17 protein-coding genes and 1 other RNA gene are annotated in these 17,751 nt (G+C 66.2%); 6 read left to right on the top strand and 12 right to left on the bottom strand.

Annotated features, from left to right (window positions below; all coding sequences use genetic code 11):
- The first annotated feature begins 95 nt into the window (after positions 1 to 95).
- Together AC1DK9_RS04760 and AC1DK9_RS04755 are read left to right on the top strand one after the other, a co-directional pair.
- Positions 96 to 467, top strand: coding sequence for a hypothetical protein (locus AC1DK9_RS04760; RefSeq protein WP_476915146.1), 372 nt, complete (start codon positions 96 to 98; stop codon positions 465 to 467).
- 50 nt (positions 468 to 517) lie between these two features.
- Positions 518 to 652: a hypothetical protein gene (locus AC1DK9_RS04755; RefSeq protein WP_261375082.1), complete on the top strand. Its 135-nt coding sequence runs from the start codon at positions 518 to 520 to the stop codon at positions 650 to 652.
- Positions 653 to 759: 107 nt separating this feature from the next.
- Here the strand turns inward: AC1DK9_RS04755 and ssrA are convergent.
- The 12 genes from ssrA to AC1DK9_RS04695 form a co-directional block, all read right to left on the bottom strand.
- Positions 760 to 1,128: a transfer-messenger RNA gene (gene ssrA / locus AC1DK9_RS04750) on the bottom strand.
- A 104-nt stretch (positions 1,129 to 1,232) separates the two neighbouring features.
- Positions 1,233 to 1,703: an SsrA-binding protein SmpB gene (smpB, locus tag AC1DK9_RS04745; RefSeq protein WP_175321881.1), complete on the bottom strand. Its 471-nt coding sequence runs from the start codon at positions 1,701 to 1,703 to the stop codon at positions 1,233 to 1,235.
- Between the two features lie 39 nt (positions 1,704 to 1,742).
- Positions 1,743 to 3,149 carry a peptidoglycan DD-metalloendopeptidase family protein gene (locus tag AC1DK9_RS04740; RefSeq protein WP_476863159.1) on the bottom strand — a complete coding sequence of 469 codons (1,407 nt, stop codon included), beginning with the start codon at positions 3,147 to 3,149 and terminating at the stop codon, positions 1,743 to 1,745.
- Between the two features lie 25 nt (positions 3,150 to 3,174).
- Positions 3,175 to 4,089 carry a permease-like cell division protein FtsX gene (gene ftsX / locus AC1DK9_RS04735; RefSeq protein WP_476863158.1) on the bottom strand — a complete coding sequence of 305 codons (915 nt, stop codon included), beginning with the start codon at positions 4,087 to 4,089 and terminating at the stop codon, positions 3,175 to 3,177.
- A complete protein-coding gene (gene ftsE, locus AC1DK9_RS04730) occupies positions 4,086 to 4,880 on the bottom strand; it encodes a cell division ATP-binding protein FtsE (protein WP_476863157.1) in 795 nt (264 codons plus the stop codon). Before ftsE ends, ftsX begins: the two co-directional genes overlap by 4 nt.
- A gap of 196 nt (positions 4,881 to 5,076) precedes the next feature.
- On the bottom strand, positions 5,077 to 6,192 hold the full coding sequence (gene prfB, locus AC1DK9_RS04725) for a peptide chain release factor 2 (protein ID WP_476915145.1): 1,116 nt from the start codon (positions 6,190 to 6,192) through the stop codon (positions 5,077 to 5,079).
- 128 nt (positions 6,193 to 6,320) lie between these two features.
- Complete coding sequence (locus AC1DK9_RS04720; protein WP_476915144.1) at positions 6,321 to 6,860, bottom strand: pilus assembly protein TadG-related protein; 540 nt, start codon at positions 6,858 to 6,860, stop codon at positions 6,321 to 6,323.
- Positions 6,857 to 7,294 carry a hypothetical protein gene (locus AC1DK9_RS04715; protein WP_476915143.1) on the bottom strand — a complete coding sequence of 146 codons (438 nt, stop codon included), beginning with the start codon at positions 7,292 to 7,294 and terminating at the stop codon, positions 6,857 to 6,859. Before AC1DK9_RS04715 ends, AC1DK9_RS04720 begins: the two co-directional genes overlap by 4 nt.
- On the bottom strand, positions 7,275 to 7,694 hold the full coding sequence (locus AC1DK9_RS04710) for a TadE/TadG family type IV pilus assembly protein (RefSeq protein WP_476915142.1): 420 nt from the start codon (positions 7,692 to 7,694) through the stop codon (positions 7,275 to 7,277). Before AC1DK9_RS04710 ends, AC1DK9_RS04715 begins: the two co-directional genes overlap by 20 nt.
- A 360-nt stretch (positions 7,695 to 8,054) precedes the next feature.
- On the bottom strand, positions 8,055 to 8,996 hold the full coding sequence (locus AC1DK9_RS04705) for a type II secretion system F family protein (protein WP_476915141.1): 942 nt from the start codon (positions 8,994 to 8,996) through the stop codon (positions 8,055 to 8,057).
- Entirely contained in the window at positions 8,993 to 9,847 is an 855-nt protein-coding gene (locus tag AC1DK9_RS04700; protein WP_476863152.1) for a type II secretion system F family protein, read from the bottom strand. Before AC1DK9_RS04700 ends, AC1DK9_RS04705 begins: the two co-directional genes overlap by 4 nt.
- Positions 9,847 to 11,070 (bottom strand): CpaF family protein, encoded by a 1,224-nt coding sequence (locus tag AC1DK9_RS04695; RefSeq protein ID WP_476915140.1) that lies wholly within the window; start codon positions 11,068 to 11,070, stop codon positions 9,847 to 9,849. The genes AC1DK9_RS04700 and AC1DK9_RS04695 overlap by 1 nt, the downstream gene beginning before the upstream one ends.
- Before the next feature lie 625 nt (positions 11,071 to 11,695).
- Between AC1DK9_RS04695 and AC1DK9_RS04690 the strand changes: the two genes are divergently transcribed.
- From AC1DK9_RS04690 to pseI, 4 genes are all read left to right on the top strand, one after another.
- Positions 11,696 to 13,990: an FG-GAP-like repeat-containing protein gene (locus AC1DK9_RS04690; protein ID WP_476915139.1), complete on the top strand. Its 2,295-nt coding sequence runs from the start codon at positions 11,696 to 11,698 to the stop codon at positions 13,988 to 13,990.
- A 119-nt stretch (positions 13,991 to 14,109) separates the two neighbouring features.
- A complete protein-coding gene (locus AC1DK9_RS04685) occupies positions 14,110 to 15,141 on the top strand; it encodes a hypothetical protein (protein WP_476863149.1) in 1,032 nt (343 codons plus the stop codon).
- Positions 15,131 to 16,528 (top strand): oligosaccharide flippase family protein, encoded by a 1,398-nt coding sequence (locus AC1DK9_RS04680; protein WP_476915138.1) that lies wholly within the window; start codon positions 15,131 to 15,133, stop codon positions 16,526 to 16,528. Before AC1DK9_RS04685 ends, AC1DK9_RS04680 begins: the two co-directional genes overlap by 11 nt.
- A gap of 52 nt (positions 16,529 to 16,580) precedes the next feature.
- On the top strand, positions 16,581 to 17,633 hold the full coding sequence (gene pseI / locus AC1DK9_RS04675; RefSeq protein ID WP_476863147.1) for a pseudaminic acid synthase: 1,053 nt from the start codon (positions 16,581 to 16,583) through the stop codon (positions 17,631 to 17,633).
- Positions 17,634 to 17,751: the final 118 nt, after the last annotated feature.

The raw sequence follows: 17,751 nt of genomic DNA, 5'->3' as shown, positions 1-17,751 counted from the left end.
CACTGCCCGTTTGGGGGCGGGCGCCGGGTTTGGGATGAGCCTAGCACCGGCCGCTCGGCAGCTGTTGATGTGCCGGAATCCCGTAAAGTTGAAGGATGGTTACGAGACGTGAAGCTGCCCAGATCCTTGATATTCCGCTGGAAATGGCGCACCGCCACGGCATTCCGTCCCGCTTGTCCGACGCCGAACTGGATGAACTGCTGGACAGCCCTCCTGCGTGGCTGCTGCAGTCCCGGGCCAACCGGACGGGCAAACGCCCGGTTTGGGTGCAGCTGACCTGTGCCGTCTGCGGCTTCTCCGAAACCGCCCGGCCCAAGAAGTGGTGGCCGGAGTTCAGCTACATCTGCTGCGCGCACCACGCCCCGTACGAACTGCCCGCCCTGCACGCCGGGCTGGTCCGCAGCGAGTACGAGGGCGTCGGGAGCCGCTTCATCGGCATCGTGGACGTCGCGGTACCCGAGGCGTAGCCTTAAAAGCACGGGCTCATCCCGGGCCCCCACCTTTTAGGGAGCGCGAAATGCCTGATAAGTCGCCGCACCGGCACCTGACCAAGAAGCCGGTCAAAACCATCAAGGAAAAACGGGCCGAGAAGAAGGCCAAGCACATCGTGGACGAGCACACAGATCCGGTGGCCCACATCAAGAAGCGTTGATCGGCGCCCGGCGTCGGACGCAACGCAGTACCAGCACAACAAAAAGGCCGGAAGCTGATGCTTCCGGCCTTTTGCTACGGGGTGGAACTCCGTTGCCGGGGCTCCCTATGTGGAGATGGGGGGAATTGAACCCCCGTCCGATGTCGTGTTGTCAGGGCTTCTCCGGGCGCAGTTTGCGTCGGATTTTCTCGGCCCCAGCCATCCTGCAAACAGGTGGCTGATCCGGGCCCAGTCATCTAAGAGTCCCGTTCACCCCGATGACGGAGGTAAACAGCAGTGGCTATCTAAATGACGCCAGGATCCGGGGCAATAGCAACCTCGGGCTGACGGACTGTCTTACTGCTTAGGCAGCGAGAGCGAAGTCAGTGCGTTTTGATTCGGCACTTATTGGTTTGCAGACAGCGTTTACGAGATAATTCTGCATCCTCGGCCCGCTTCACCTGTCGCGACTAACATCGTCGAAACCGATCATCCCCGTATTTTTTTACCAAACCGGTCGGGATCTGCTCGATCCTTCCCGGACTACCAAGCATAACGCACCCCAGCGGGGATTCATTCCCGCCGGTTCCGGAACCGTCGGCTAGCGCCGGTTCCGCTCGCGCATGACGCGCAGGGCCTCGCGCTTGTCCTGCTGCTCACGCAGCGTCTGGCGCTTGTCGTATTCCTTCTTGCCGCGCGCGACGCCGATCTCGACCTTCGCACGGCCATCCACGAAATACAGCTGCAGCGGCACGATCGTAAAGCCGGACTCGCGGATCTTGTGCGAGATCTTGGTCAGCTCCTCGCGGTGCAGGAGCAGCTTGCGACGCCGCCGGGCGGCGTGGTTGGTCCAGCTCCCCTGGTGGTACTCGGGGATATGGATTCCCTCCATCCACAACTCGTCGTTGTAGAAGGTGCAGAAGCCATCCACCATTGAGGCGTGGCCCTCGCGGAGGGACTTGACTTCGGTGCCCATGAGCGCGATGCCCGCCTCATAGGTGTCCATGATGTGGTAGTCGTGCCGGGCCTTGCGGTTGGTGGCCACTACCTTCCGGCCACTTTCTTTAGGCACGGTGAAACTCCTTAGTCGATGGATCGGGTTAGTTCCAGTTTAGAGCAGGCCCATCGGGTCGACTGCCTGGCCATTGACCCACGTCTCGAAGTGCGAGTGGCAGCCGGTTGAGTTGCCGGTGGTCCCGGAGTAGGCGATCAGCTGCCCCTGGCTTACCTGCTGGCCTGCCGAGACCACCACGGAGGTGTTGTGGTAGAAGATCGTGGTCAGCGAGTTGCCCTGCACGACACCGTGGGAGATCTTCACGTGGTTGCCGCCGCCGTCGTTCCCCCACCCTGCGGAGAAGACAGTTCCGGCCGCCGGGGCGTAGACCGGGGTGCCGCAGGGGGCACCGAAGTCGATGCCGGTGTGCATGTAGCCGCCCTGGCCGTAAAAGTCGATAGTGCCCGGCGGCGTTGCGCGCCAGCCGAAGCCGGAGGTGATCGGAATACCGTTGAACGGGCTGCGCAGGCCGAAGGCCGAGACGGGTCCGGGAGGCGCCGGTACGTAAGGCGCGGGCGGTGGCGGAGCCTGGTTTCGGGCCCGGGCCGCGGCGGCGGCCGCGGCCGCCCGGGCTGCGGCGAGCCGGCGCTGTTCGGCTTCCCAGGCCTCGCGCAGCTTCCGGTCGCGTTCGACAATTTCGGCCGCGACGGCGTCCTGCCGGGCTTTCACCTTCGCGAGCTGGCCCTGGATGGCGGGTTTGGCGGCCTGCAGCTGGCGGTTGAGCCGGCTGGTGTCGGCGATCAGCTTGTCCACCGTCGCCTTCTTGGCTGCCGCCTCGTCGCGGGCTGCCTGCTCGCGGACCAGGGCCGCGTCGGCCTTGGACTTGAGGTCGGCGATTTCCGCCTCCACCGCCTGCAGGCGCGCCTGGGAGTTGACGTTCGTGGCGTTCTGCTGGGTCAGCTTGTCCATCGCGGAGTTCTGGCTTCGCAGCGCCTGGTCCGCCAGGTCGATGGTGTCGGTCAAGCTGCCATTGTTGGAGCCAAAGAAGAGCGAGAGGTTGGACGGCACGCCGCCGGACTTGTAGGCCTGGGTGGCGATCTGCCCGATCAACTTCCGGGTACTGGTGATCTTCTTCTGGTCATTCGCCAGCTGCTGGGTGATCTTGGCCTTATTCTGCTGGGCCAGGTCCACACGGGCGGCGAGGGCTTCGACTTCCTTGACGGCTCCGGCCACGCGGCCCTGGGCGTCAAGCAGCGCCTGCTGCGCGCCGGGCAGCTGGCCCTGGTAGATGACCAGGTCGCCTGCGGCCTTGGCGATGCGTGCGTCCACGAACTCCAGCGAATGCTGGACACGTTCGGCCTCAGCCCGGAGGGCCGCCTGCTGGTCCTCAAGGGTGTCGGCGAATGCCACCGGCGTCGAAGCACCCAGGTTGGCGGCAAGGACCAGCACCACCGCGGCGCTGATCAGTCGGCCGCGGCGGACTCCTTGGCGGGCCGGGTCCGTGCGTCGGGCCATCGGATTCATGAGCATTCCTCTTCGTTGCGCAAAGTTAGACCCTCAAGTAGCGGCGGAGGGTCAGGAGTGATGATGTCCCGGCCAGCAGGACGCCCAGGCCGACCAAGGCCGGAGCCAGGATCAGCGTCTGGGCCGGGGAAATGAAGGCGGTGTCCGGATACTGCTTTGACAGGAACTCGCCGAGGAAGAAGTGCGCCACGGCCCACAGCGTGCCGGAGGCGAGAGCCGCGCCGATCACTGCCGCAATGACGCCCTCCAGGATGAAGGGCAGCTGAATAACCGTCTTAGACGCTCCGACGAGACGCATGATTCCGGTCTCCCGGCGGCGGCTGAAGGCGGAGAGCCGGATGGTGGTGGCGATCAGCAAGATGGCGCAGACAATCATCACGCCGGCGACGCTGACCGCCACCAGCGAGGCGGCGTTCATCGCGGAAAACAGCCGTTCCAGGAGCTGGCGCTGATCGATGACCGACTCGACGCCGGGCTGCGAGGAGAAGTTCTCGCTGATGACCTCGTACTTTTCCGGGTGCTTCAGGTTGATCCGGAAGGACGCGGGAAGCTGGTCCGGGGTCACGGAGTCGACAATCGGCGAGTTGGAGAACTGCTCCTTGAAGTGCTTGTAGGCCTCGTCCTTCGATTCAAACTGGAAATCGTTGACATACTGGGCCACGGCCGGCGACTGCAGCAGCTTGCGCAGGTTCTGCTGCTGTTCCGGGGTCGCCGGGCCGGTGGCGCAGCCTGGCGACGTCGAACCGTCGCTGCAGAGGAAGACGGCGACCTGGACTTTGTCGTACCAGTAGCCCTTCATCTGGTTAATCTGCAGCTGCAGCATGCCGGCCGCACCGACAAAGGTCAGGGACACGAAGGTCACCAGGATGACGGAGACCACCATGGACAGGTTCCGGCGCAGGCCGCTGCCGATCTCGGCCAGGATAAAAGCGAGCCTCACAGCGTGCCCTCCCCTGCGCGCTGGGCCTCACCGTTGGCGGCGGCGAAGTCGGACGGTTCTCGGCCGCTCGCGTCCCGCAGCCGGCGGGACTGTCCCACGACCGGAATCATCGAGGTGTAAAGGGCTTTGGCCTCGTCACGGATAATGACGCCGTTGCGCAGTTCCACCACGCGCTTGCGCATTTCGTTGACAATGTCGTCGTCGTGGGTGGCCATGACGACGGTGGTGCCGTTCTGGTTGATCTTGTCGAGGACGCCCATGATGCCCATAGAGGTGGTCGGGTCGAGGTTTCCGGTCGGCTCGTCCGCCAGCAGGATGCCGGGACGGTTGACGACGGCGCGGGCGATCGCCACGCGCTGCTGCTCGCCGCCGGAGAGTTCGTGCGGCAAGCGGTTTTCCTTGCCTTCCAGGCCCACGGTCTTGAGGACTTCGGGCACGGTTTCGCGGATGACGCTGCGGCTCCGGCCAATGACCTGCATGGCGAAGGCTACGTTGGCGAACACGGTTTTCTGCGGCAGCAGGCGGAAGTCCTGGAAGACGACGCCGATCCCCCGGCGAAGCCGCGGCACCCGCCAGCTGGAAATCTTCGCCACGTTCTGGCCAGCGACGTAGACGGCGCCCGAGGAGGCGCGGTCTTCTTTCAGCACAAGACGCAGGAAGGTCGATTTTCCGGAGCCGGATGCTCCCACGAGGAAGGCGAACTCGCCACGGTCGATCTCAAGGTTGATCGAATCCAGCGCCGGTCGCGCGTTCTGGTCGTAGACCTTGGTGACATTTTCGAAACGGATCATGGCCCTAATACCCTGCAGGAGCCGGGCATTTTCAGACCAGTTCTGCTGCCGGGGCGCGGGCTTTCTTTTGGGGGAAGTAGGGCACCGGCCCCTCGACTATACGCACGGGTAACAGCGCAAGGGCCGGAGGGCCGGGGTGTGTCGCGGGATTTGGCTGGCGGCGGCCCGGTCGTGGAACGGGCCGCCGGCAGTCCGTCTAGTTCTCGGCGTTGCGGTTGTCGGTCCGCCAGCGGATGCYGGCGTCGATGAAGTCGTCGATCTCGCCGTCGAACACCGCGGAGGTGTTTCCCACCTCGTGTTCGGTCCGAAGGTCCTTGACCATCTGGTACGGGTTGAGCACGTAGGAGCGCATCTGGTCACCCCAGGATGCCTTCACGTCGCCGGCGAACGCCTTCTTCTCGGCGTCTTCCTGCTCTTTCTTGAGCAGCAGCAGGCGGGACTGCAGCACGCGCAGGGCGGCCGCGCGGTTCTGCAGCTGCGACTTTTCGTTCTGCATGGACACCACGGTGCCGGTGGGGATGTGGGTCAGGCGGACGGCGGAGTCCGTGGTGTTGACCGACTGCCCGCCCGGGCCGGAGGAGCGGAAGACGTCGACGCGGATCTCATTGTCCGGGATGTCGATGGAGTCTGTCTGCTCGATCAGCGGGATGACCTCGACGGCGGCGAAAGACGTCTGGCGGCGGCCCTGGTTGTCGAAGGGGCTGATCCGGACCAGCCGATGGGTGCCTGCCTCCACGCTCAGCGTGCCGTAGGCATAGGGCGCCTTGACCTCGAAGGTGGCGGATTTCAGCCCGGCTTCTTCGGCGTAGGAGGTGTCCATGATGGTGGTCGGATAGCCGTGGCGTTCGGCCCAGCGCAGGTACATGCGCAGCAGCATCTCGGCAAAGTCCGCCGCATCCACGCCGCCGGCGCCGGCCCGGATGGTAACCACGGCCTCGCGCTCGTCGAACTCACCGGAAAGCAGCGTGACCACTTCGAGGTCCTTGAGGGCTTTGCTGATCGATTCAAGCTCCGTGGCGGCGTCAGCCATCGAGTCGGCGTCGTCCTCGTCCTGGCCCAGCTCCACGAGGACTTCCAGGTCGTCGATCCGGGCGGCCAGCTTGTTAAGCCGCTCCAGTTCCGACTGCTTGTGCGAGAGCTTGGACGTGATGACCTGCGCGGCCGCGGGGTCATCCCAAAGGTTCGGCTCGCCGGCGCGCTCGCTCAGTTCGGCGATGTCTTCCTTCAGCGCATCGACGTTCGAAACATTCTCGATCGAAGCGTAGGTGGCGCGCAGCGCGCGGATTTCTGCGGGAAAATCAATGTTTGCCATGGTTTTTCAAGCCTACGCTATCCGTCGTGGGCGCCCCCGCCCGGGGCCCCGGTTGCTCTCTCACTTAGGGCTGCTCTGGCGCCACTTTGGCCGCCATAAGTGAGAGAGCAACGGGGTGACGCGGCCTGTCAGCGGGTGAGGCGGGAGCGCGCCGTCGACGTCGCCTCGATCCGGATGCCGTCGGGGACCAGGAAGTTGACGATGGGCGGGTGGACGGCGGCGCTGAGGACCACGACGGCGGTGGACCCGTCGGGGCTGCCCGTCGCCGGGCCGACGGCCAGGCCGCTGAATCGGGCGAAGGCGCCGTTGCGGTTCAGATAGTCGGCTGCGGCGCTGCGCACCCGGCCGGCGTTGAGCACGGCGGTCGGGCTGCCGGAGCTAACTTCCAGCTGGCCCAGGGTGAAGCTGTCCGCAGCGGCCACCGATGCCCCGTCGGCCAGGGACAGCAGTTTCTTGTGCTCGATGTAAACGGTGGACGCCGCCGCGACGACGGTGGTGACGAGCAGTGCGAGCAATACGTAGCCAATGATCAGCACCATCAGCTGGCCGCTCTCGCTGTCCTTGCCGGACGTGGCTCCCGGCTGCAGCTCGGTCCGACGCTCGGTCCGACGGCAGTCTGGCCGGGCCAGCCGGGCGGGGCGGGCGGGGCGGGCGTGCCGGGCGGTCATCGGAACCGCCCGACGATCTGTGTGGCGGAGGCGCTCAGGTGGCCGGCGTCGAGCCGCAGGGCGTCGCTGAACGGCACGAACGGCAGCGGCACCGTGAGGCGCACGGTGACCGTGACGGCGGATCCGGCGGCCGTGCAGTCCGCAGGCACGCAGCTGGTTTCCATGCTCGCGTTTTCCGCCGGCTGGCCGTAGTCGGCGAGCGCCAACTGCACGGCCTGTTCCGCGGCGGCCCGGCCACTCGCGGCGTCGGGCTGGGCAACGAAGACCTTGGCTGCCTGGTCCGCGGCGCCGACCACCGCGAAGGAGCCGCCCTGAAGCTGGCCGACAGTGATGATGAAGTAGACCACGGGCACCATCAGCAGGAGCGACAGGAAAGTGAACTCGACGACGGCGCTGCCACGTTCGGCGTCGTCGTTAGGGCTGGATGGCGGCATGTCCCTTCACTTCCAGAAGTTCCCGTGGCCCGATCAGGCCGATGACCGGCAGCGGCGCGCGAACCGTCACCTCCAGCGTGCGGATGCCGGCGTAACTGGTCTCGGCGGTGCTGACGTCCCGGGCAAACTCCGGGGTTAGGGCCACCCCGATCAGCTGCGCGGTGCGCTCCTTGGCGTCTGCCGCGCCGCGGTCCGCCAGGGTTCCGTACCGGGCGCCCGAAGCTGCGGCGTCGATCAGGGTGTTCCGAACATGCAGGACGAGGGCAAGTTGGATGATTCCCAGGAAGAACAGTGTCAGCAGTCCGCCGACCAGGACAAAGTCGACGACGGCGGAGCCGCGTTCCGGGCCAGGGCGGCCGGCTTCCTGGCTGGCGGGACCATCACTGCCGGCCGGGTCCACCGGCTACTGCCCGACTTTTTGCATGGCCTGGTTGAAGAGCCCTTCCAGCGCCGGGCCCGCGAGCGCCAGCAGCGCGGCAACCAGCACCGCCGACATGAGCGTGATCATTACCCAGCCAGGGACGTCCCCACGCTCCCCGGGATCAGGACTGCAGTGCGGCAGGCCTCCCGTCCGGCCCGGCTGCCGGCCGCTCTGCACGGCGCGCGGCCTCCCCGGGCGCCTGTCCGCTCCGGCGGACCGCCACAGCTGCGTGGCCGCCAGCTGAACCAGTAATAAGGTGCGGATTCCAATACTCTTCACCGTTTCCCCTTTTCGTGTGCGTGATCGTGATCGTGTTTAAAGCGATATTCGATGTCCTGTTCAAAGTCCCAGGCTGATGGCCGCCAGCCCCGGAAAGACGGCAAACACCACAGTCAGCGGCAAGACGCCGAAGACGAGGGGCACCATCATGCCGATTTCCTTCCGGCCGGCGGACTCCATCAGCTCGCGTTTGGCGGTGTCGCGCACATCCTGGGCCTGGGCCCGCAGCACTTCCGCGAGTGGTGTCCCGCGTTCCACCGCGACGATCAGCCCGTCCACGAAGCGGACCAGCGGAGCTAGCTCGGTCCGTGCTGAAAAGTCATGCAGGGCATCCGCCAGCGGCTTGCCGGCACGGGTATCGGCAAGGACCCGCGAGAACTCCTTCGAGAGTTCGCCCTGCGTCCTGCGTCCCACCCGGTCCAGGGCGCCCGTGGCGCTCTCACCTGCGCTGACTGCCAGAGCCATGAGCTCGGCCACGCTGGGAAACTCCGCCATCATCCGGGCTTCGCGTCTCTTCACCTGCGCCCCCAGCACATAGTCGCGGAGGAGGAACCCGCCCAGGCCGGAGCCCAGGACGATCAGCACGGCAAACAGCGGATTGAACCGGCCCGTGGCGCCTCCCAGCAGCACGATGCCCGCGGCAGTCAGAAATCCACCGGCGGCCCACAGCAGCTGCTCGGCGCGGAAGTCGACAGCCGACTTGGTGCTGCCGGCCCGGGCTAGCCTGCGGTTGAGTGCCGACGAGCCCGGGTTGAGCCGGCCCAGCGCCCGGACCCCGTCCCGGATCACCGGGCGCAGGATCCGCTCAAGCGGCCCAAAGGGAGTGACGTTGCCGGGGGCCGTGCGCAGCAGCCGGGATTCCAGGCTGTGGGCTCTCAGCTGCGGGCCGATGCGCTCCGAGAAGCTGATGGGCCGCATGAACGGCAGCCGCACCAGGAGGAGCCAGAGGCCGCCGCCCAGGACTGCGCCGCAGACCGCCGCGTTTGCGATCGTGCCGTTCACCGAAGTACCCGTTCGTCCTGCGGCAGGGCGGCGATCCGCAACATGACGGTATAGGAGAACAGCGAAAGCAGCAGACCACCGATCAGAACCGCAGCCCCAACGGGTGAGTTGTACGCGGCGACCGCCTCGGGCCGGCTCGCCATCAACACCAGGACAATCCACGGCGCCGCCACGGCGAGCCGGGCTGCATTCACCGTCCAGGACTGCCGGGCCTCCAACTCGCTTCGGGTCCGGGCGTTTTCCCGGAGGAAATCCGCGAGGGTGCCGAGCAGGCGGCCGAGGTCCGATCCGCCTACCTCCCGCGTGAGCCGCAGCGCCTCAACGATCCGGTCAGCGACAGGATCGGCGAGTCTTGCTTTCAACCGGTCCAGGGCCGGTTCAAACTGACCGCCGGACCGGTAGTCAGCGCCGAAGTCGCGGAACAACTGCCGCAGCTCGGACGGCCCTTTCTCCCCCAGCTGGATAAGAGCCTCCGGCAACGACAAGCCTGCGCGGATCGCCGAGCGCAGGTGGTCGACGACGTCGGGCCAGAGCTCGCGGAGCACGGCCGTGCGCCTACGGGCGCGCCACTTGACGATGCCCAGCGGAAGCCAGCCGCCGAACAGTCCGAAGCAGCCGGACATCGGCCCTGACCTGGTCCCCGCGTAGAACACGAGTGTCACGAAGGCACCGACTCCCAGACATGTCGCGAGCAGGCCGAGCCGGCTGACCTTTTCGATGCCGGCGGACCGCAGGAGGTCCTCCAGCCGGCTGACACGTCGCCGGGGTCTCGCTGCGGGCGGCTGTTCCCAGGCTGACCACCAGACCAGCAGGAGTCCGGCGCCCCCGAGTACCCCCAGCAGCGCCGCCATCAACGCGGCTCCAGCAGCGCTGCGACGTCGAACCCGGAGCGGGCGAACTTCTCCGCAGCCGGCATGGAGTTGGCCTTCGGTTGGAGTTTTCCGTCGAGCAGGTCGAACACCATGGACGACTCGATGATGCCGTTCTCGACCCGCCGACCCAGCGAGAGGATTTCCGTGACCTGCCGCCGGCCGCCCGGCTGTCGGCTGCAGTGCACCACCAGATCGATACAGGACGCCACGGTGGGGACGACGAAGGCACTGGAGATGTTGTCCCCCGCCAGCAACGGCAGCGTGCAGATCTTGGTCACCGCGTCATGGGCCGAATTCGCGTGGATCGTGCACATTCCAGGAAGCCCGGAATTCAAGGCTATGAGCATGTCCAGACTTTCGGCCTCGCGAACCTCGCCGACCACGAGCCGGTCCGGCCTCATCCGCAGGGCCTCCTTGACCAGCCTGCGCATCGGAATCTCGCCCTCACCTTCCAGATTGGGCTGCCGGCACTGGAGTCCGACGACGTCGCGCAGCGGGAACTGGAGTTCGAAGATCTCTTCCACCGTGACCACCCGCTCGCGCGTGCCGATGCCGGCGGCCAGGCAATTCAACATGGTGGTCTTGCCTGCCTGGGTGGCGCCGGAGACCAGGATGTTGAGCCCGCTTGCCACCGCGGCACCTAGGAAGCGGGCCGACTGCGGCGTGAGGGTGCCCAGCTCCACGAGGTGCTCGAGCCGGCTGGCCCTCACCACGAACTTGCGGATATTGACGGCCCAGTGCCGCCGCGTCACGTCGGGAATCACGACGTGCAACCGGGAGCCGTCCGGCAGGGCAGCGTCCACGAACGGCGAGGAAATATCCAGCCTCCGCCCGGAGCTCTTCAGCATCCGCTCCACGAGGTTGCGCACCTGCTGGTCCGTCAGGGCAATAGAGGTCAGCTCGGATTCACCGTTTCGTGCGACGAAAATCTCGTCCGGGGCGTTGAGCCAGATTTCTTCGATGGCCGGGTCGTCCAGCAGGGGCTGCAGCGGGCCGAATCCCGCCACGGCGTCGAAGACGAATCGCCGGGCCTGCTCCAGCGGCCCGATCGGCGGAAGCGGGGCGAGCAATGCACGCTCGTCGTAGTCGCTGATCGCTTCCTCCACGAGGCGGCGGACTTCCCCGCTTTGCCGCAAGGGATCCAGGCCGCGACGACGGATCAGCTCCCGGACCTCGTCCTCGACGATGCGCACGGCTTCCACGGTGCCCCCAACATGGCCGCTGCCCATCCCCCTGGGGCAGTACAACTGGGTTAAAGCTAGAGGAGGCCCGGGAGACGGACAAGGGCGCGGCCGGCCGTATGTGGAAAACATCCCACCGGATTCATAACAATTACCCCACTAGTCACACGAGGCACTCTGGCCTGCCCTAGGTGGCGGTGTTAGGGTGGGCGCGACAAGTCAGACATTCTCACATCCCGGACAGCTGCCTCCTGCATGGCACCCGGGCACGGGATCACTATGACACTGCCATGAGCGTGTTGTTCCGGAGCGGCAAATGAAACGGACCCAACTTCCACCCCCGAGCCTTCTGGGCAGCCGCGTCGGAGCCGTGCTTTTGGCCGCCTCCCTCGTTGCCGGCACGGGAATGGCGACGCCTGCAACCGCTGTGGAACCCACACCGGAGGCAACGGCAACGCCGGCGCCAACAGCTGAAAGCCCGGCTCCAACCGCCTCCCCCACGCCGGCCGCTCCGGCGCCGTCGCCTTCTCCGACTCCGTCGCTTTCAGCGCCGTCGCCGTCGCCGTCGCTTTCTGCAACGCCGTCGCCGACCCCGAGCTCCACTCCGGTAACTGTCGACCGGTCATCTGAGGCCTACCGCGCCGCCATGGCGGCGGCAACCCGCTCCGGCGGCGCGGAGATGGGCGGGGCCGGACGGAACGCCGCCGACGGCGGCAAGGCGAGCACCCAGGCTTTGACCACGGAAGGCACCTGGACGCCGACGTTCGGTGTGGACGGCCTGGATGTCAGCGAGCACCAGCCGTCTATCGACTGGAAGCAACAGTGGAACCTCGGCGCCCGGTTTGCCTACGTCAAGGCGTCCGAGGGCAACTACTACACCAATCCCATCTTTAGCTCGCAGTACGGCGGTTCCCGGTCCGCCGGGTTCATTCGGGGTGCCTACCACTTTGCGAACCCGGCGGCGTCGTCCGGTGCCGACCAGGCAAGGATCTTCGTCAGGAACGGCGGAGGCTGGTCCAGCGACGGTTACACCATGCCGCCGGTCCTCGACTTCGAGGGCAACCCCTACGCAGGACGAACCATCAACGGCTACTACCAGGGCAACATCTGCTACGACATGTCCCCCTCCGCGCTGACTGCCTGGGCCCGCGACTTCAGCAACACCATGAAGGCGCTGACGGGACGGCTTCCCGTCATCTACACCGGCAACTACTGGTGGAAGGACTGCGTCGGAAACCCCCTCGGCTTTGGCGACAACCCGCTCTGGCTGGCTTCCTACCCTTCCTCGCCCTCGAACAATGCAGGACCCATTCCGGCGAGCTGGAGCACCTACAGCATCTGGCAGTTCAGCAGCACCGGCCCCTATGCCAACAGCGGGGACTCGAACGTCTGGAACGGCACGCTCGCGCAACTGCAGCGCTTCGCGAAGGGGGACTTCAATAACTCGGTCCTATCCATGTCGGCCGGCGACATGACGGCAGACGGCCACGCAGATCTCCTGACACGGGCCCAGGATGGCTCGCTRAAGCTGCAGCCGGGCAACGGGGACGGAAGCTTCGGCGCGGCCACAACCATTGGCAACGGATGGACGATCTACGACGCCGTCGTGGCCTCGGGCGATTTCGACGGCGACGGAGCGGGCGATGTGCTGGCCCGCTCCGTCGACGGAAACCTGTGGCTCTATTCCGGAACCGGGAACGGCGCCGTCCTCCCCCGCCGGCAGATCGGCAGCGGTTGGAACGGATTCTCCCTCATCACGAGTGCGGGCGACTTCAACGGGGACAAGGCCAATGACCTGATGGCCGTCGGCACCGACGGCACGCTGTGGCTGTACCCGGGCAACGGGACCGGCGGTTTCCTGCCGCGAACTGCCATAGGGCAGGGCTGGAATATCTTCATGTCCTTGTCTGAGGCAGGCGACTTCAACTCTGACGGATTCGCCGACACCTTCGCCCGGACACGGGACGGCGACCTGTTCCTCTACCCCGGGCGCGGCAACGGCGGCTTCCAGACGCGGTCACTGGTGGGCAAAGGCTGGGCCGGCTTCACCGGCGTCGTCGGCGGGCAGGACCTGAACGGGGACCGCAAGGATGACATCCTGACCCGCGACGCATCGGGCCGGCTCAGCACCTACTTGGCAAACGGTGCCGGCGGATTCCTCAGCCGACTGCAGGTGGGCGCCGGCTGGGGGTCGTTTTCAGCCGTGTGGGAAGCCGGCGACTTCGACGGCGACGGCCTCCCCGACGTGCTCGCTCGGGCCAACGACGGCAACCTTTACCTCTATCCGGGCAACGGACACGCCGGCTGGCTTCCGCGCAGGCAAATCGGCAGTGGCTGGAATATCTTCGCGGACATTGTCAGCGCCGGCGACTTCGACGGCGACGGCAAACGGGACCTGATAGCCCGCGGCAAGGACAGCATCCTTTACCTCTACCCAGGCGACGGCGCGGGCGGCTTCAAGCCACGGAAGTCCATTGGCCGCGGCTGGGATGTCTTCGACAAAATCGTCGCTCCCGGCGACTGGTCCGGGGACGGACGCCGCGACCTGATCGCGCGGTCCAAGGACGGCAAGCTCTGGCTGTATCCCGGCAACGGCGCCGGCGGGTTCGGAACCCGGCGCGTGATCGGGTCCGGTTGGTCCGTGTTCAACGCCGTGACGGGAGCCGGCGACCTCAGCGGTGACGGCAAGCCCGACCTCCTCGCCAGGACCCCTGCGGGGGCGCTCTGGCTCTACAAGGGCGACGGCTCCGGGGGCTTCCTCGGCCGGACCCTGATTGGGAATGGCTGGGACCGAATGACATCCATCTCGGTCGTCGGAGACTTCTCCGGCAGCAGGACCGTCAACCTGCTCGCGAGGGACGGGGCCGGTTCCCTGTGGATGTACGCGGTTGGGGTGAACGGCGCCTTCCGCAGCATCCTGATCGGCGGCGGCACGAGCTAGCCGGGCCGGGCCGGAACCCGCCGTGTGTGCCGATGCCGTAGTCTATAAGGCGTCCCCCAGCGCGCGCGGCAGCGGTTTTCGGCTGCCCGTCGTCCTATCCTGAAGGAGCCCCGTCCGGAATGGACATCCAGAACCACTTCTACGGCCATTCCGCTGTACTCGCCGCCCACGCAGGCTTGGACCGCCCCCGCCACTTCGCGGGACTGCTCCAGCACGGCTGGACGCCGGTCACACCCATCCGCACCCACTTTGCGGATCTCGCCGGCTCCGCCCCCAAGGGCAACCTCTTCACCTGGACCCACTCGTCACGGGGCTGGTCCGAGGAGGAATCCATCAGGGAAACCGGCTTTGCGAGCACGCCAATCGGCTCGCCCGCGCTGTACCTTGCGGACATGGTCCAGCGCAGCGGCTCGGCTCCCCGCCGCACGCTGGGAACCGTGGTCTTCCCGTTCCACGGCACCCGGCTGCTCTCCGTGGAAGGGGACCAGGCGGCCTACGCCAAGGAAATTTTCGACCGCGAAGGCCCAGCAGTCGTCTGCCTGCATATCGATGATCTTCAGCGGCCCGAGATCCTGCGGGCATGGACCGAGGCAGGCCACCACATCACCACGGCCGGCGAACGCCGGGATCCGCAGTTCCTGGCCCGCATCATGTGGCTGCTGCTCAACAGCGAGAAGGTCGTGTCGAACCGGCTTGCCACGGCCCTCGTCTACGCAGCGGCCGTCGAAACTCCCGTCAGCATTTACGGGCCCCACTTCCAAATCGCCGGCATCCAGGAGACCTCGTCCGAGGCGTACCTCAAGGAGCTTTGGCCTGAGTTCTACGACGAAGGGATCCCGACGTCGGTTCTCCAAGACGTGGCAAACGCCGAGCTCGGGCGCGACTACATGAGGTCGCCGGAGGAACTGCGTTCGCTGCTGGGGTGGGACTCCCGGGGCTTCCTTCCCTTCGCGAACTACTGGATCGGCGCCCCCGTTGCCAAGGCGCAGGCAATCCTGGGACTGAAAAAGCGGGAGGTGGGCGCGGTGGTCAACGAGGTCAAGCTGAGTCCGCTGCATTTCCTGAAAGACCCGCTGGAACATCTTCCCGACCGGCTCCCGAAGGTAGTGTCCAACGGCCTGGTCGCACCGGCCATCGACTATGTCGGCTGAACTGACCGTCAGCCCCGTTTCACAACGCCGGCAGTCGATTTACTACCTGCTCGGAGCGGCGCTGCAGGGTGCCGGCGCCCTGCTGGTCCAGCCCTTCTCGATCCGCATTCTCGATTCAACCCAATGGGGCAGGGTCGGTCTCGCGGCCGTGTTGCTGCAGGTGGGCCAGGTGATTTTGTCCGCGGGTCTGCCGCTGGCCATCACCAAGGCCTACTTCACGCCTAAAACCGGCCCCACGCACGCCCGGGCCATCCACGGCGCCAACATCATCCTCAGCCTGGTTCTGTCGCTTGCCGCGGCCGGCATCTACTTCCTGATCACGCCCGACCGAGGAGCCGCCGCCACGTTTGCGCTGGCCATCGTCGCCACCGGACTGCTCAGCGCCGTCGTCAGCTCCCAGTCCGTGCTGCGCAGCCAACGGAAGGCGCTCGCCTTCGTTATCCTGAGCGGCGCCGCCTCGCTCGGCTGCCACCTGCTCGGGTTGGCGGCCATATCGCTCATCGCCGCGAACTCGGAAACGTACCTGGGCGCATTTGCTGTCGGCATGCTGGCCACCGGGATCGCCGCAATGACCCTGGCCCCGCCCCTCTGGCCGTCCAAGGCCTGGGATGAGGTCAAGGCGGCGTTCCGCCTGGGCCTCCCGGTCCTGCCCCACAGCCTGGCAATCATGTTGCTGATGCAAGGCGACACCTTCCTCGTGCAACATTTCCAGGACACCGCCACCGCAGGCCGCTATGTGTCCGCGGCGGCGTTCGCCCTCGGACCGTTTTCCGTGCTGGCAGCGCTCAACAACGTGTGGACGACGCGGATCTTCGAGGCATCGCACGACAGCGGGCTCAAGGCCGTAATACGAAGCGTGGGAAACAACTCGGCAGCCATCGCCGCAGCCCTGTCGGTGGCAGGATCATCCGCGGCGGCCCTCGGGATGTTCCTCCTGAAGGGCATCGACCACGACGTCGTCCAGCTCGCGCGCGTGCTTCCGGTCGTGGCCTGCGGCTATGCGCTCTACCTATTGACAATGTCCATGGCGTTCGCGGTGAACAAGACCGGTGCCTACACCTGGGTCACGCCCAGCGTCCTGCTGATCGGCGTAGCGATAGCCTGGCTGCCCGCGCAGTCAGGAACGCTCTGGGAGCTGGGCGCAGTCAAGGCCCTGGTCTTCACGCTGCTGGGCGTAGCGTATTACCTCGTCGTGTCCCGGCTGTTGCCTGGCACGGTCCCGGTGCGCAACTTCGTTCTGGCCTTGCTGGCCTCCACCGCCGCAGCCGCCATCAACTTGGCCCTGCCGACCACCCTCGACGTGGGCATCGTATCGATCGCGGTCGTGGCAGTGGCCGGGGGCATCGTCTTTTGGGCGGTGCGCAAACGCGGGCTAGCATCGATGTAGTGGGCCGACGGGCACGACAAGACAACAAATCGCACAATCAGATAGGTCTGTAATGGGTACATCCTTTGAAGTCGCCACCCAACGCATTGGCGAAGCCGAAAGGCCTTTCATCATTGCCGAGATGTCCGGGAACCACAACGGGGATCTGCAGCGGGCCCTGGACATCGTGGACATGGTGGCCGCCTCCGGGGCGCAGGCAGTCAAACTGCAGACGTACACGGCGGACACGATCACGATTGATTCCGGCCGCCCGGAGTTCTCCATCAGCGCAGACCACGCCCTGTGGGGCGGCAGCAACCTGTACCAGCTCTACAAGCAGGCGCACACGCCCTGGGAGTGGCACGCCCCCATCTTCGAACGCGCACGTTCGCACGGACTTATCCCCTTCTCGAGCCCGTTCGACGCCACCGCCGTCGACCTGCTGGAATCGCTCGACGCGCCGCTCTACAAGATCGCGTCCCTGGAGATCGGCGACCTGCCGCTGCTCAGGCTCGTGGCCCGGACCGGCAAGCCCGTCATCCTCTCCAACGGTGCCGCCACGCTGGCCGAAATCGACACCGCTGTCCAGACGATCAGGGCAGAAGGCAACGAACAAATCATCGTGCTGGCCTGCACCTCCTCGTACCCGGCAGCCGCGTCCGAATCCAACCTGCGGACCATTCCGGTGATTCGTGATGCCTTCGGCGTCCAGGTGGGCCTCTCGGACCACACGATGGGAATCGGAGCGGCCGTCGCTGCCGTCGCACTGGGTGCAACGGTCATCGAGAAGCACGTCACGATGAGCCGGGCCGACGGCGGCGTCGATTCGGACTTCTCGCTGGAGCCCGACGAACTCACGGCGCTGGTGCGGGAGACGCAGACGGCGCACGAAGCGCTGGGCTCCCCCGTTATCCGCCAGACGGCCGGAGAATCCGAAAGCCGCCGGCTGAAGCGTTCGCTCTACGTTGTGGAGCCCGTGAAGCGTGGCGACATTGCCACGCCCGCAAATGTCCGCTCCATCCGTCCCGCCGGCGGCCTTGAGCCCGCCCTGCTCGAAACCGTGATGGGACGCCCCTTCCGGGAAGACTGCGAAGCCGGAACGCCGCTCACCTGGGATGTCGTCTAGGCCGTAAGGTCTTATCAAAAGCCTGTGGCCCGGTCCCGGGGTGAACGCAATGACGTTCACCCTAAGACCGGGCCACAGGTGTATCTGACTATAAATCCGCTGCAGTGCTGCGTGGACA

It is taken from the genome of Arthrobacter sp. 01T414, assembly GCF_056398965.1.
The sequence above is the reverse complement of the archived record's forward strand: the minus strand, read 5'-3'. Positions and strand labels throughout refer to the sequence as shown.

What these genes read in the sequence shown, in the direction of transcription:
- AC1DK9_RS04760 (WP_476915146.1), top strand. Translation starts at nt 96, where the DNA reads ATGGTTACGAGACGTGAAGCTGCCCAGATCCTTGATATTCCGCTGGAA.
- AC1DK9_RS04755 (WP_261375082.1), top strand. Translation starts at nt 518, where the DNA reads ATGCCTGATAAGTCGCCGCACCGGCACCTGACCAAGAAGCCGGTCAAA.
- AC1DK9_RS04740 (WP_476863159.1), bottom strand. Translation starts at nt 3,149, where the DNA reads ATGAATCCGATGGCCCGACGCACGGACCCGGCCCGCCAAGGAGTCCGC.
- ftsE (WP_476863157.1), bottom strand. Translation starts at nt 4,880, where the DNA reads ATGATCCGTTTCGAAAATGTCACCAAGGTCTACGACCAGAACGCGCGA.
- AC1DK9_RS04720 (WP_476915144.1), bottom strand. Translation starts at nt 6,860, where the DNA reads ATGACCGCCCGGCACGCCCGCCCCGCCCGCCCCGCCCGGCTGGCCCGG.
- AC1DK9_RS04715 (WP_476915143.1), bottom strand. Translation starts at nt 7,294, where the DNA reads ATGCCGCCATCCAGCCCTAACGACGACGCCGAACGTGGCAGCGCCGTC.
- AC1DK9_RS04700 (WP_476863152.1), bottom strand. Translation starts at nt 9,847, where the DNA reads ATGGCGGCGCTGCTGGGGGTACTCGGGGGCGCCGGACTCCTGCTGGTC.
- AC1DK9_RS04685 (WP_476863149.1), top strand. Translation starts at nt 14,110, where the DNA reads ATGGACATCCAGAACCACTTCTACGGCCATTCCGCTGTACTCGCCGCC.
- AC1DK9_RS04680 (WP_476915138.1), top strand. Translation starts at nt 15,131, where the DNA reads ATGTCGGCTGAACTGACCGTCAGCCCCGTTTCACAACGCCGGCAGTCG.
- pseI (WP_476863147.1), top strand. Translation starts at nt 16,581, where the DNA reads ATGGGTACATCCTTTGAAGTCGCCACCCAACGCATTGGCGAAGCCGAA.